15 protein-coding genes and 1 pseudogene are annotated in these 12,401 nt (G+C 59.1%); 2 read left to right on the top strand and 14 right to left on the bottom strand.

Translation table 11 applies throughout. The annotated features are described in order from the left end of the window. Positions 1–100: 100 nt before the first annotated feature. The gene (locus tag IMQ48_RS01385) at positions 101–2,365 is read left to right on the top strand and encodes an ATP-binding protein (protein ID WP_196207602.1); all 2,265 of its coding nucleotides are present in this window, start codon (positions 101–103) and stop codon (positions 2,363–2,365) included. Positions 2,366–2,433: 68 nt separating this feature from the next. Then, on the top strand, positions 2,434–2,763 hold the full coding sequence (yjdP, locus tag IMQ48_RS01380; protein ID WP_096758667.1) for a DDRRRQL repeat protein YjdP: 330 nt from the start codon (positions 2,434–2,436) through the stop codon (positions 2,761–2,763). Here yjdP and IMQ48_RS01375 read toward each other — a convergent pair. The 14 genes and pseudogenes from IMQ48_RS01375 to phnE form a co-directional block, all read right to left on the bottom strand. Beyond that, positions 2,760–3,047, bottom strand: a complete 288-nt coding sequence (locus IMQ48_RS01375; protein WP_196207601.1) for a type II toxin-antitoxin system RelE/ParE family toxin — start codon at positions 3,045–3,047, stop codon at positions 2,760–2,762. The genes yjdP and IMQ48_RS01375 overlap by 4 nt on opposite strands. Further along, positions 3,044–3,291, bottom strand: a pseudogene (locus IMQ48_RS01370) (type II toxin-antitoxin system Phd/YefM family antitoxin). The gene IMQ48_RS01375 and the pseudogene IMQ48_RS01370 overlap by 4 nt, the downstream one beginning before the upstream one ends. An 82-nt stretch (positions 3,292–3,373) precedes the next feature. Next, positions 3,374–4,132, bottom strand: coding sequence for a phosphonate metabolism protein PhnP (phnP, locus tag IMQ48_RS01365; protein ID WP_196207600.1), 759 nt, complete (start codon positions 4,130–4,132; stop codon positions 3,374–3,376). Between the two features lie 9 nt (positions 4,133–4,141). Next, positions 4,142–4,576, bottom strand: coding sequence for an aminoalkylphosphonate N-acetyltransferase (phnO, locus tag IMQ48_RS01360; protein ID WP_196207599.1), 435 nt, complete (start codon positions 4,574–4,576; stop codon positions 4,142–4,144). After that, positions 4,563–5,117, bottom strand: a complete 555-nt coding sequence (gene phnN / locus IMQ48_RS01355) for a ribose 1,5-bisphosphokinase (RefSeq protein ID WP_196207598.1) — start codon at positions 5,115–5,117, stop codon at positions 4,563–4,565. Before phnN ends, phnO begins: the two co-directional genes overlap by 14 nt. Before the next feature lie 2 nt (positions 5,118–5,119). Continuing rightward, on the bottom strand, positions 5,120–6,256 hold the full coding sequence (gene phnM / locus IMQ48_RS01350) for an alpha-D-ribose 1-methylphosphonate 5-triphosphate diphosphatase (protein ID WP_196207597.1): 1,137 nt from the start codon (positions 6,254–6,256) through the stop codon (positions 5,120–5,122). Beyond that, positions 6,253–6,933, bottom strand: coding sequence for a phosphonate C-P lyase system protein PhnL (gene phnL, locus IMQ48_RS01345; protein ID WP_196207596.1), 681 nt, complete (start codon positions 6,931–6,933; stop codon positions 6,253–6,255). Before phnL ends, phnM begins: the two co-directional genes overlap by 4 nt. Before the next feature lie 103 nt (positions 6,934–7,036). Beyond that, on the bottom strand, positions 7,037–7,795 hold the full coding sequence (gene phnK / locus IMQ48_RS01340; protein WP_196207595.1) for a phosphonate C-P lyase system protein PhnK: 759 nt from the start codon (positions 7,793–7,795) through the stop codon (positions 7,037–7,039). Beyond that, positions 7,792–8,583, bottom strand: a complete 792-nt coding sequence (gene phnJ / locus IMQ48_RS01335; protein ID WP_137399228.1) for an alpha-D-ribose 1-methylphosphonate 5-phosphate C-P-lyase PhnJ — start codon at positions 8,581–8,583, stop codon at positions 7,792–7,794. Before phnJ ends, phnK begins: the two co-directional genes overlap by 4 nt. A gap of 46 nt (positions 8,584–8,629) precedes the next feature. Next, on the bottom strand, positions 8,630–9,697 hold the full coding sequence (locus tag IMQ48_RS01330) for a carbon-phosphorus lyase complex subunit PhnI (protein WP_196207594.1): 1,068 nt from the start codon (positions 9,695–9,697) through the stop codon (positions 8,630–8,632). Then, entirely contained in the window at positions 9,697–10,293 is a 597-nt protein-coding gene (gene phnH, locus IMQ48_RS01325) for a phosphonate C-P lyase system protein PhnH (protein WP_181540127.1), read from the bottom strand. The genes IMQ48_RS01330 and phnH overlap by 1 nt, the downstream gene beginning before the upstream one ends. Beyond that, entirely contained in the window at positions 10,290–10,742 is a 453-nt protein-coding gene (gene phnG / locus IMQ48_RS01320; RefSeq protein WP_196207593.1) for a phosphonate C-P lyase system protein PhnG, read from the bottom strand. The genes phnH and phnG overlap by 4 nt, the downstream gene beginning before the upstream one ends. Then, entirely contained in the window at positions 10,743–11,468 is a 726-nt protein-coding gene (phnF, locus tag IMQ48_RS01315) for a phosphonate metabolism transcriptional regulator PhnF (RefSeq protein WP_196207592.1), read from the bottom strand. It lies immediately after the preceding gene. A gap of 20 nt (positions 11,469–11,488) precedes the next feature. Beyond that, positions 11,489–12,268 carry a phosphonate ABC transporter, permease protein PhnE gene (phnE, locus tag IMQ48_RS01310; RefSeq protein WP_135323480.1) on the bottom strand — a complete coding sequence of 260 codons (780 nt, stop codon included), beginning with the start codon at positions 12,266–12,268 and terminating at the stop codon, positions 11,489–11,491. Positions 12,269–12,401 lie beyond the last annotated feature (133 nt).

The following is a 12,401-nucleotide window of genomic DNA, read 5'->3' as shown; positions in this document are numbered from 1 at the left end:
GGGGTGGCCGATATCAGCAGTCCATCACAGGAATGTAAATGCAAAATGTCAGAAGCCGTTCATATTTGTCATATTGCGATTTTTCTTCATGGAGCGTGATATGCCGCAACCCGGACGTCACTTTTTCGCCAGTGCGCGCGGGCGATTGCTGTTCTTCAATCTGCTGGTGGTGGCGGTCACGCTGATGGTCAGCGGCGTGGCGGTGCTGGGGTTTCAGCACGCCAGCCAGATCCAGGAACAGGTGCAGCAGCAAACCGTTGATGACATGACCGGCAGCATGAATCTGGCGCGCGACACGGCGAACGTCGCGACGGCGGCGGTGCGGCTCTCACAGGTCGTCGGCGCGCTGGAATACAAAGGTGAAGCGGAACGGCTACAGGAGACCCAGCGCGCGCTTAAGCATTCTCTGGAACAGTTGGCCAACGCGCCGCTAGCGCAGCAGGAGTCGGGGCTGGTCGAGCGGATTATCCAACGCAGTAATGAGCTGCAAAGCAGCGTGGAAGGTATGCTGCAGCGCGGGCAGTTGCGGCACCTGGAACGAAACGCTCTGCTCAGTTCGCTGTACCAGAATCAAAGTTATTTACGCCATCTGCAAAAACTCACCGGCGCGCAAGATAACGCGCTGCTGGAGCAGATGGATCGCCTGATCGTCGCTGCTATTGAAACGCCGACGCCGCGTTCGGTAATCAAACAGTTGGGCGGCGTTATGCCCGCGCTTGTTCTGCAAAACCCCAGCCAGTTGGTGAGTCGTATTCTTAGCGACTTCAACCTGGAACTGCATAAGCTGGAGCCGCTTTCGTCCGCGCTGGAGCAGAGTGACCTGGCGATTAGCTGGTATATGTTCCATATCAAAGCGCTGGTGGCGATCCTCAACAGCGATATCAACCAGTATGTCTCGCAGGTGGCGAGTATCTCCGAGCAGCGGGTGGTGCAAAGCCATCAGGAACTGCAGTCCGGGGTGCTGTTTATTATGATTTTTGCGCTGCTGGCGGTGGTGATCACCGGCTTTGCCGGCTGGTATATCTACCGCAACTTAGGTTCTAACCTGACGGCTATCTCGCGGGCGATGACCCGGCTGGCGCATGGAGAATCAGACGTCATCGTGCCGGCGCTGCAGCGGCGCGATGAGCTGGGAGAGCTGGCGCGCGCCTTTAGCGTGTTTGCCCGCAATACGGCGTCGCTGGAGCACACCACCCGGCTGCTGAAAGAAAAAACGACGCAAATGGAAATCGACCGCACCGAACGTCAGGGACTGGAAGAAGCGCTACTGCACAGCCAAAAGCTGAAGGCGGTGGGGCAACTGACGGGCGGATTAGCGCATGACTTCAATAATCTGCTGGCGGTGATTATTGGCAGTCTGGATTTGGTCAGTCCGGACTCGCCCGATGCGCCGCGCATCAACCGGGCGCTAAAAGCCGCCGAGCGCGGGGCGCTGCTGACCCAGCGACTGCTGGCTTTTTCGCGCAAGCAATCGCTGCACCCACATGCGGTGGAGTTGAAAACGTTGCTGGAGAACCTGGGGGAGCTGATGCGCCATTCGCTACCGGCGACGCTGACGCTGGAGATTGAAGCGCAGTCACCCGCCTGGCCGGCATGGATCGACGTCAGCCAGCTGGAAAACGCCATTATTAATCTGGTGATGAACGCCCGTGATGCGATGGACGGGCAGGCGGGTACGATTAAAATTCGCAGCTGGAATCAGCGGGTCACGCGCAGCGACGGACGCAAGCAGGACATGGTGATGCTGGAGGTGGCCGACCAGGGCTGCGGGATGTCGCAGGAGATCAAAGCGCAGGTCTTTGAACCGTTCTTCACCACCAAACAGACCGGCAGCGGCAGTGGGCTGGGTCTGTCGATGGTGTACGGTTTTGTGCGTCAGTCCGGTGGTCGGGTGGAAATTGAGAGCGCGCCGGGGCAGGGAACCACGGTCCGGTTACAGCTCCCGCGCGCCATTGTGCCGGTGCAGCCTCAGGACGTCCCTGTGGCGGAACACGTGGCGAACAGCGGTGAGAAACTGGTGTTGGTGCTCGAAGATGAGGCCGATGTACGCCAGACGTTGTGTGAGCAGCTTCATCTGCTGGGTTATCTGACGCTGGAGGCCGCCAACGGCGAGCAGGCAATGCACCTGCTGGCCGCGTCTTCAGAGATCGATATTCTGATCAGCGACCTCATGCTGCCCGGTGGATTAAGCGGCGTGGATGTGGTTAACCATGCGCTAAAGCATTACCCGCAGTTAGCCATCCTGTTGATCAGCGGCCAGGATTTGCGTCCGGCACATAACCCGGCCCTGCCCGAGGTGGCACTTTTGCGAAAACCGTTTACCCGCGGGGAATTGGCGCAGGCGCTGCGTCATCCGCGCAATTGAGATTCCTCCGCTACTCGTGAGCAAGCGCTTTGATTACCGTGGGGCGAGTTTCTTTTTGAGGCTGGTTTATGACACGCTCCCCGACGATCTTTTTTTTCAGTTTGCTGATGCTGACTACCGTGTCGGCGCAGGCGGATATTATTGATGACGCCATCGGCAATATTCAACGCGCCGTCAGCGACGCCTATAAGCCTGATAATAATCGGGATTACGACGACTCGCGCGACGAAAGCTGGCAACGCCAGGTAAGCGACGATCGCCGCAGGCAATATGACGATCGTCGCCGCCAGTTTGAAGACCGCCGTCGGCAGCTGGATGACCGCCAGCGTCGGCTCGATCAGGAACGGCGTCAGTTGGAAGATGAAGAGCGTAGAATGGAAGACGATTACGATCGTTAACGCAGTCTTTCGCTGGCAAGATTATAAACTTCACTACGCTCGCGTTTACCGACGGCAACGACAGCGATGACCAGGGTGTCGTCAATAACTTGATAAACAAGACGGAACCTTGAAGTGCGTAGTTGGATTTTATAGCAATCTTCTATTCCCCTGAGCTTCGCGGAGGGGACATGCGGATTTTCACCGCATTTCTTAAGTTTTTTGGCAAACTGCTGCTGAATGGTTTTATCCAATTTTTGCCATTCTTTCAGCGCATCTTCCCTGAACTTTACCGTATAACTCATAAATAGCTGTCCAGATCAACATCCACCAGTGGCTGTTGGTTCCGTTCATGGACTAATTTAACCAGTTGCTGATCGTCCAGTGCATCAAGCATTTTTTCGTAAAGCTCAGCTGGAACACAATAAAAGGCGGGCTGGTTACGGTTCAGGATTGCGACCGGAAACCCATCTCCTGCGCTAACAGTCGCCATCGGGTTCTTTTTTAGCTCACGCTCGCGGTGGTGTCGCTTAAAATGATATGCGGCATAATCGCTCCTTAAGACCATTTAACTGGTCTTAATATAGGATGGAAAGACCTGTTAACAAGTCTTATTATGAAGTGTCACCGCTTAATCCAGCACAATCTCCATGCCGTCATACCCGGCCTCGATACCTGTCGGTAGCGGATTATGCATTAGCCACTCGTCGAACTGATGGCTGATGTGGGTCAGAATCACCCGTGGGCAGCGGATAACGTCATTGAGCGCAATCACGGTATTTACATCGCAGTGGTTGCGCGGCGGTTGCGTGCGCGGGGCATGGCTACAGTCGATGATCATCGCCTGCGGTTGATTGTTGCCCAGAAACGTCAGCGTTTTGTCGGGCAGACCGGCGGTATCTGACAGCCACGCTACGCGGCTGTGCGCGGTTTCCAGCAGATAGCCAAACGTCAGCTTTGAGTGGTTGAGCGGCAGCGGTGTCACCTGTAACCCCTGCAAATCAAACACCACAAACGGTTCGACGGTGTGGCTAAAGTCGAGAATGCCGGGATGCTTAAACAAATCGTCGCAGCCCTGTTCATCCGGCGGCCCATATACCGGGATCGTTTTCCCCACGCCCCAGCGCAGCGGAAACAGTCCCTGCACATGATCCATATGGTAGTGGGTGAGCAGAAACTGGCGGAAGCTACCGGCGGGCCAGTCGTCCATCAGATGCGGGATCCCTGCATCAAGCAGCGTAATTGCCTTGTTGAATTTGACCACGCCGCTACAGGGTCGGCGGCGATATTGCGATTGAATACGTGCCCGCTGGCAGGCGGGGCAGTCGCAGCCAAAAACCGGCACCAGTTGCGCGCCGCCGGTACCCGTCAGCGTGATGGTCAGACTCATAACGTCTCCCTACAACGGCTTGGTGAAGCGGAAATGGCTCTGCAAATAGCCTTCGCGCAGGTAAAAGCGGTGTGCGTCGTGGCGTTGAATGCTGGTGGACAACTCGGTCATTTCTGCGCCCGCTTCACGCGCCGTCTCTTCGGCCCAGGCCAGCAGTTGGCTGCCCACTTTTAACCCGCGCGCCTGCGGCATCACCACTAATTCCTGGATCTCGCCGATCCAGTTGGCGTGGTGCAGGTGAAACTGCAGATGCAAACCAATCATCCCGACGACCTGTCCGTCGAGCAGCGCCAGCTGGTAGCACATGTTGTGATCCTGCAGATTGGCCGCATACCCGGCGCTAAAGGCCTGATGGTCAAACTTGCCCTGCTTCAGTTCACAAATCAGCGCGTAAACCGCATCGACATCGTACAGCGTGGCGCGGCGTAATTCACAGACAGGCATGTTTCTTCTCCTTGCGTCCCATCAGCGTGAGCAATGTATCGACTGACTGTAGCAAACTTCCATCATTATTGAGCGTGTGACAGCCAAACGGCGCGTAGCGGGCGGCGCGTTCGAGGCGGGCGGCGATTTCCGTCTCGCTCTCGCGTCCACGCGCCTGCAGGCGCTGGCGTAAAATGTCTGCAGACACTTGCAGGCTGATGGGCAGCAACGCGTCTCCATAGCGAGCTTGCGCCTGCGGCAGATGGGCGCGGGAGCCGTTTACCACCACATCAAACCCGGCGTGCAGCCAGAGGTCAATCTCCACGCCGACGCCGTAGTACAAGCCGTTGGCATGCCAGCTCAGCGCCAGCAGATTCTGTCCAGCACGGGTAAAAAACTCTTGTTCACTGAGGGCTATGTGGTTCTCATTCCCTGCGTTGGCGGCCCGGGTAATATAACGATGTGCCACCAGCAGTTGCGCCTGTTCCTGCTGGCGGAGTTCGGCCAGCAGGCTGTCCTTACCGGAGCCGGATGGCCCCATCAGCCAGATCAGTTTTCCCATAGTCAGAACACCCTTTTTCCCTGCCGCCAGACGTGGTCGATATGCACGTGATCGCCTTTGCGGTGCGCCAGCACCAGATCCGCGCGTTTACCTTCGGCGATAACGCCGCGATCGTCGAGATTCAGCGCCCGCGCCGGGTTGCGGGTCACCAGACGAATCGCCTGTGCCAGCGTGAAGCGGTTGGCGTCGTCGTCCGCCACACGAAACGCTGCGTCGAGCAGGCTGGCCGGGTAGTAATCGGAAGAGAGAATATCCAGCAGCCCCAGTTCAGCCAGCTTATGCGCCGCGACGTTGCCGGAGTGCGAGCCGCCGCGCACGATGTTGGGTGCGCCCATCAGCACGTTCATGCCGTGTTGGCGTGAGGCTTCTGCAGCTGCAAACGTGGTGGGAAACTCGGCGATCACGCTGCCAAGTTGATGCGATTCGAGCACATGGTCATGGGTAGCGTCATCGTGGCTTGCCAGCGCAATACGGCGTTCACGACACATCTGCGCGATGGCAGTCCTGTTGGGCTGCGACCAGCGCGCCGCGAGGGCCAACTGTTCTTCTTCATAGCGGGCCATCTGCTCGTCGGTGAGCGAATATTTGCCCTGATAATACTCGCGGTACTTCTCGCGATTGGCGAACTGGCGCTGGCCCGGCGAATGATCCATCAGCGAAACCAGCGTCACCGGCTCGCGCCCGACCAGCTTTTCAAACAGCGGCAGGGTGGTGTGGTGCGGCAGTTCGCAGCGCAGATGCAGACGATGCTCGGCGCGGTTGACCCCGCGCTTCTGCGTTTCTTCCACCGCATTGATCATCTTTTCCAGATTTTCCAGGCGATCGCCGCCGTCGCGAACATCGCCAATCGCCACCGCATCCAGCACGGTGGTGATGCCGCTGGCGACCATCAGCGCGTCATGGCTGCTCATCGCCGAATGCGCGGGCCAGTCCACCTTCGGGCGCGGGGTGAAGAATTTGTCGAGATTATCGGTGTGCAGTTCGATAAGCCCCGGCAGCAGCCAGCCACCTTCACCGTCCATCGCCTCGGGCAGACGGCTCTGGCTTTCGGTAACGGCGCGAATAACGCCGTCCTCCATTTCCAGCGATCCCTGCACCACCTCGTCTTCCAGCACCAGCTTTACGTTGTTGATAATCATGCTGCGGTTCCCATCAGGTGCAAACGGTCCGCCACGCGGTCGCGAACGGTCTCATCGTGAAAAATTCCGACAATCGCCGCGCCGCGCGCTTTGGCTTCTTCTATCAGTGCCACTACGGCGGCGCTGTTTTTGGCGTCCAGCGATGCGGTGGGCTCATCGAGCAGTAAAATCGGGTAATCGACGATAAACCCGCGCGCAATGTTGACACGCTGCTGCTCACCGCCGGAAAAGGTCGATGGGGCGAGATGCCACAGCGTTTCCGGAACGTTCAGACGTTCCAGCAGGCGCGCCGCTTTGGCCGCGCACACGTCGCGGGAGACGCCCAGGTCCAGCAGCGGTTGCATCACCACATCGAGCGCCGAGATCCTGGGGATCACGCGCAGGAACTGGCTGACCCAGCCGATGGTGGAACGGCGCACTTCCAGCACTTTCCGCGCCGGGGCCTGCACCAGATCCACCCACTCGTCGCCGTGCTGAATATGAATATGGCCGGTGTCCGGAAGATAGTTGGCGTACAGCGAACGCAGTAGCGTTGATTTCCCGCTGCCCGAGTGACCGTGCAGCACCACGCACTCACCGCTTTTTACATCCAGAGTGGCGTTGTGCAACACCGGCAGGCGCACGCCGTTTTGCTGGTGCAGTACAAAGGTTTTACTGACATTTTCTACGCGGATCATTTGAGCCTCATGGTTCTTATTGCCGGATGGCGGCTTACGCCTTATCCGGCCTACAAAAAACGCACCTGTAGGCCGGATAAGGCGCAGCCGCCACAACAAAAAATCAGTTCTGCAACACCGACGACACCAGCAGTTGGGTGTACGGATGATGCGGATCGTCGAGCACGCGGTCGGTTAATCCACTTTCCACCACCTGACCCTGTTTCATCACCAGTAAACGGTCTGCCAGCAGGCGCGCCACGCCCAAATCATGGGTGACAATCACCACGGCCAGATCCAGTTCCACCACCAGGCCGCGCAGCAGGTCCAGCAGTTTGGCCTGTACGGAAACGTCCAGCCCGCCGGTGGGTTCATCCATAAACACCAGTTTTGGGTGGGTGACGAGGTTACGGGCGATCTGCAGGCGCTGCTGCATGCCGCCGGAGAAGGTGGTGGGCAGATCGTCGATGCGCGAGGCGGGAATTTCGACGTCGGTCAGCCAGCGCTGCGCGGTGGCGCGGATGTCGCCATAGTGGCGTGCGCCGGTGGCCATCAGGCGTTCACCGATATTACCGCCTGCTGATACCTGACGGCGCAAGCCGTCCATCGGGTGCTGATGTACCACGCCCCATTCGGTGCGCAGCAGGCGGCGACGGTCGGCTTCGCTCATGCCGTACAGCGAACGGTTCTGGTACACAATTTCGCCAGACTGCGGCGTCAGGCGCGAGGAAATCGACTTCAGCAGGGTCGTTTTGCCGGAACCGGACTCGCCCACAATGCCCAGCACTTCGCCAGGCCACAGGTCAAAAGAGACATCGCTGAAGCCTTTGCCCGGCGCGTAGAGATGGGTCAGGTTATTGACGGAAAGCAGCGGTTGCGTCATTGGCTTAGTGCCTCGCTCTGTTGGCGGCAGTAGTCGGTGTCGGAGCAGACAAACATCCGTTTGCCGCTGTCGTCGAGCACCACTTCGTCGAGATAGCTGTGGGTGGAGCCGCAGATGGCGCAGGGTTCATCCCAGCTCTGCACGGTAAACGGGTGATCGTCGAAATCGAGGCTTTCTACTCGGGTATACGGCGGTACGGCGTAGATGCGTTTTTCACGCCCGGCCCCGAACAGTTGCAGCGCGGGCATCCTGTCCATTTTCGGATTGTCGAATTTTGGGATGGGTGACGGGTCCATCACGTAGCGCCCGTTGACCTTGACCGGATAGGCGTAGGTGGTGGCGATATGGCCGAAGCGGGCGATATCCTCATACAGCTTCACCTGCATCACGCCGTACTCTTCCAGCGCGTGCATGGTGCGGGTTTCCGTTTCGCGCGGTTCGATAAAGCGCAGCGGCTCGGGGATCGGCACCTGGAAAATAATAATCTGATCTTCCGTGAGCGGCGTTTCCGGGATGCGGTGACGGGTCTGAATAAGCGTCGCGTCGCAGGTCGCGTCGGTGGTGTTTACCCCGGTCACGTGCCTGAAGAAGTTGCGAATGGACACCGCGTTGGTGGTGTCATCCGCGCCCTGGTCAATCACCTTCAGCACGTCAGCTTCACCTATCACGCTGGCGGTAAGCTGAATACCGCCGGTGCCCCAGCCGTAGGGCATGGGCATTTCACGCCCGCCGAACGGCACCTGATACCCTGGAATGGCGACCGCTTTCAGCAGTGCCCGGCGGATCATGCGTTTCGTTTGTTCATCGAGATAAGCAAAATTGTAGCCGGAAAGATTAGCGGTCACGGACGGCCTCCTGTTGCAGGCGTTTGAGCAGTTCCAGCTCGGCCTGGAAATCGACGTAGTGGGGAAGTTTGAGGTGCGAAACAAAACCCGCCGCTTCGACGTTATCCGCATGCGCCAGCACGAACTCTTCGTCCTGCGCCGGTCCCGTGACCGTTTCATCGTAGTCGGGTGCCTGTAGGGCGCGGTCCACCAGCGCCATTGCCATCGCTTTGCGTTCACTCATGCCGAACACCAGCCCGTAGCCGCGGGTAAAATGGGGAGAGTCATTTTCCGGCGCGACAAAGCCGTTCACCATTTCGCATTCAGTCATCAGCAGTTCGCCGACGTTTACCGCAAATCCCAGCTCTTCCGGTACTATTTCCAGCGCCACATAGCCGCTGCGGATCTCGGCGGCAAACGGGTGGTTGCGCCCGTAACCACGCTGAGTGGAGTAAGCCAGTGCCAGCAGATACCCTTCGTCACCGCGCATCAGCTGTTGCAGGCGCGAGGCGCGCGAGCAGGGATACACCGGCGGCGTGCGGGTGATGTCATCGGGCTGAGCGCCGTCGTCCTCTTCGCGCTTCGCCAGCCCCTGATTCACCAGCAGGGAGAAGACGTGTGGGGCGGCGTCCTGTTCACTCTCCGCAGCGCGCAGCGGCGGTGTCTCGCCATTGGCCAGCAGGGTGAAATCGAGCAGGCGGTGGGTGTAGTCGTAAGTTGAACCCAGCAACTGCCCGCCGGGAATATCCTTGTAGACGGCAGAAATTCGCCTTTCGAGGCGCATCTCCGCGCTGTTTACCGGTTCGCTCACCGCCAGTTTTGCCAGCGTCGTGCGGTAAGCGCGTAGCAAAAAGATGGCTTCAATGTTGTCGCCGCTGGCCTGCTTCAGCGCCAGTGCCGCCAGTTCACGGTCGGCGATACCGCCTTCGGTCATCACCCGGTCAACGGCCAGGTTCATCTGCTGTTCGATTTGCGCCACGCTCAGTTCGGCAATGTGCGCATCGCCCCGGCGTCGGTTCTCCTGCAGGGCGTGGGCGTTGGCTATTGCCTTCTCGCCCCCTTTGACGGCAACGTACATCAGCACACCTCCACATGGGTGGTTCGCGGAATAGCCAGCAGCCGTTCGCCGCAGGTGAGGATCAGATCAATCCCCAGCGGGAACGGGTGCGGGCGCTCGGTCAGTTCATCAATCAGGCATTCCGGTAATTGCGGGGCGATCATCCGTTCTTCGGCGATTCCTGCCCCGGTCAGGCGCAGCATGCGTCCGCCGCTTAAGCCCGCGATCTGCACAATCAGGGTCGCGCTGGTCTCTGGTGCCACGGCGGAACCGGAAGAGAGGGCGTTGAGCTGTTCGCTGCTAATACGGTTATCGGCGATGGCAAAGGCGGCCTGCTGCGGCTGTTCTACCAGTGGGGCATTGGTGTGAAAACGCAGGTTCTGTCGGGCAATGTCGTTATCCATGGCAGGAGCCAGCCACACCGGGGTGTCACCGTCGACCAGGGTCAGCAGTACGCTGGTGGTCGCCAGGCCCAGCGGCTGCCAGCCGTGTTTCAGCTGATGCAGGGCGACAATTACGCCCGGCTCGCTCATGGCTTTCAGCAGGCGACGAAAGCACTGCTGCGCATCCTGGACGGGTAAATTAAAGGCGCTCTGTAGTGCCGTAGATCGTGTCATGCGTTATCTCCGCGTACCAGTGTGAAGAAGTCGACCCGGCTGGCGTTGACTTCGGCACGGCGAGCGTTAATTAGCGCATCGCGTTCCGCTTCCAGCGGGGCAATTAAGGTTTCCATTAGGTTGTGGAAATGCGTTTGTTCTTGCAGCAGCGCGTCGATCACCGCGCACTGCTCGGCGTGGGGTTTGTTGCGTCCCAGCAGGTAGCTGTAGCCTAGCGTGCCGCTCTTCAGGCGCACGACGGCGCGGGTTATCGTGGTATCACCGGCAAAAAAACGGTTGCCGGTGCCGCCCATGCGGGCCTGGATCTGCATCAGCCCGCTTTCCGGCGCGCGGATGAGTTCATATTCTGGCGTCAGTTTCAGCGCGTTGACGCGCGCATTCAGGTCTTTAGCGTTGCTGTAAGCCAGCGCGCGCATCCAGCGCTGGCGGGTGGCGGTATCAAGGTGCATTCAGTGCTCCATGGTGAATTCGATCATGTCGGCGCGGGTCAGGCTGACGGAGTATTCCGTCGCGTGTTCTTCGCCTTCACGGTGGTTCAGGGTGCGCACGCACAGCAGTGGCGCCATGTTGGGGATTTCCAGTACCTTGCTCTCTTTGGCCTGCGCGCGGCGGGCGCTGATGCGTGTTTGCGTGCGCAGTAACGTCAGACCCCACTGCTCGCGCAGGTAGTCGTGCAGTGAGCCGTGGTTAAAGCCCTGCAACAGTGGCCAGAGGGTGAGGTCAGAAAAATAGTGGTCGATAAGACAGAGCGCGATGCCGTTCACCCGGCGCAGGGTGCGCAAATGGATAACGTTGTCGCCCTCGGTGACGCTGAGCGCGTCGGCAATATGGCTCGAGGCCGGGCGCAGCACCGCCAGCAACTTCTCGCTGGTGGGATGGCTGCCCTGGTCCAGCAGGTTCTGACTGAAGCGCGCCTGGGCATTCAGCGGGTAATCGAACGGGCGCATCAGCACCAGCACGCCGACGCCCTGACGCCGCTGTACCCAGCCGCGTTCGACCAGCTGGTCAATGGCGCGTCGCAGCGTGTGGCGGTTTACCTCGTAGCGGGCGGCAAGCTGATGCTCGGCCGGAAGGTAGTCACCGCAGCGATAATGTTGACGAAGCTCCTGCTCAAGTCTGGCGGCAATTTCCTGATAACGCGTCGGATAACTGGTCGGATGTGTAGACAAGTGCATAGCAATCAATGCCTCGCTGATTAGATGAAGTGCTTACGCAAACGCTGGGAGAGGAAATCCAGCAGGCTGACGGTGACGATGATTAACACCATCAGGGCGCAAGTTTGCTGGAACTGAAAGCCGCGAATCGCCTCCCATAAGGTCACACCGATACCGCCTGCGCCCACCATTCCGACTACCGTGGCGGAGCGGACGTTGGACTCAAAGCGGTACAGCGAGTAGGAGATGAGCAGCGGCATGACCTGCGGTAGCACGCCGTAGAGAATTTCTTCAATCTTGTTGGCACCCGTGGCGCGAATGCCTTCTACCGGACCCGGCTCAATGGCTTCTACCGCCTCGGAAAGCAGTTTGGAGAGCACCCCGGTGGTGTGGATAAACAGCGCCATCACCCCGGCGAACGGCCCGAGACCGACCGCAACCACAAACAGCATGGCGAAGACCATTTCGTTGATGGCGCGACAGGCGTCCATCAGGCGACGCATCGGCTGGTAAATCCACCACGGCACCAGGTTGTCGGCGCACATCAGGCCGAAAGGAATCGACAGCACCACAGCGAGGGCGGTTCCCCAGACGGCGATTTGCAGGGTGACGGCCATTTCGCTGAGATAGTCCTGCCACTGGCTGAAGTCCGGCGGGAAGAAGTCGGCGGCGAAGGTCGCCATATTGCCGGAATCCTCGATCAGCGTGAGCGGGGCCATTTCGGCACCTTTCCACGAGACGACCAGCACGGCGAGAAGAATGGCCCAGCTCAGCAGCGAGAACCAGCTACGCTTGGGCGGGGCGACGGTGATGGTTTGCATATTTAGCTCCTGGGTGTCGATGTTTCGGGTCTGTTGTAGGCCGGATAAGGTGCTGGCACCGCCATCCGGCATGGAATCCCTTGCATTGCCTGATGGCGCTGCGCTTATCAGGCCTACAATTTGGGCACCAGGT

The organism is Citrobacter sp. Res13-Sevr-PEB04-36, from assembly GCF_015672735.1.
GTDB lineage: Bacteria > Pseudomonadota > Gammaproteobacteria > Enterobacterales > Enterobacteriaceae > Citrobacter.
The sequence above is the reverse complement of the archived record's forward strand: the minus strand, read 5'-3'. Positions and strand labels throughout refer to the sequence as shown.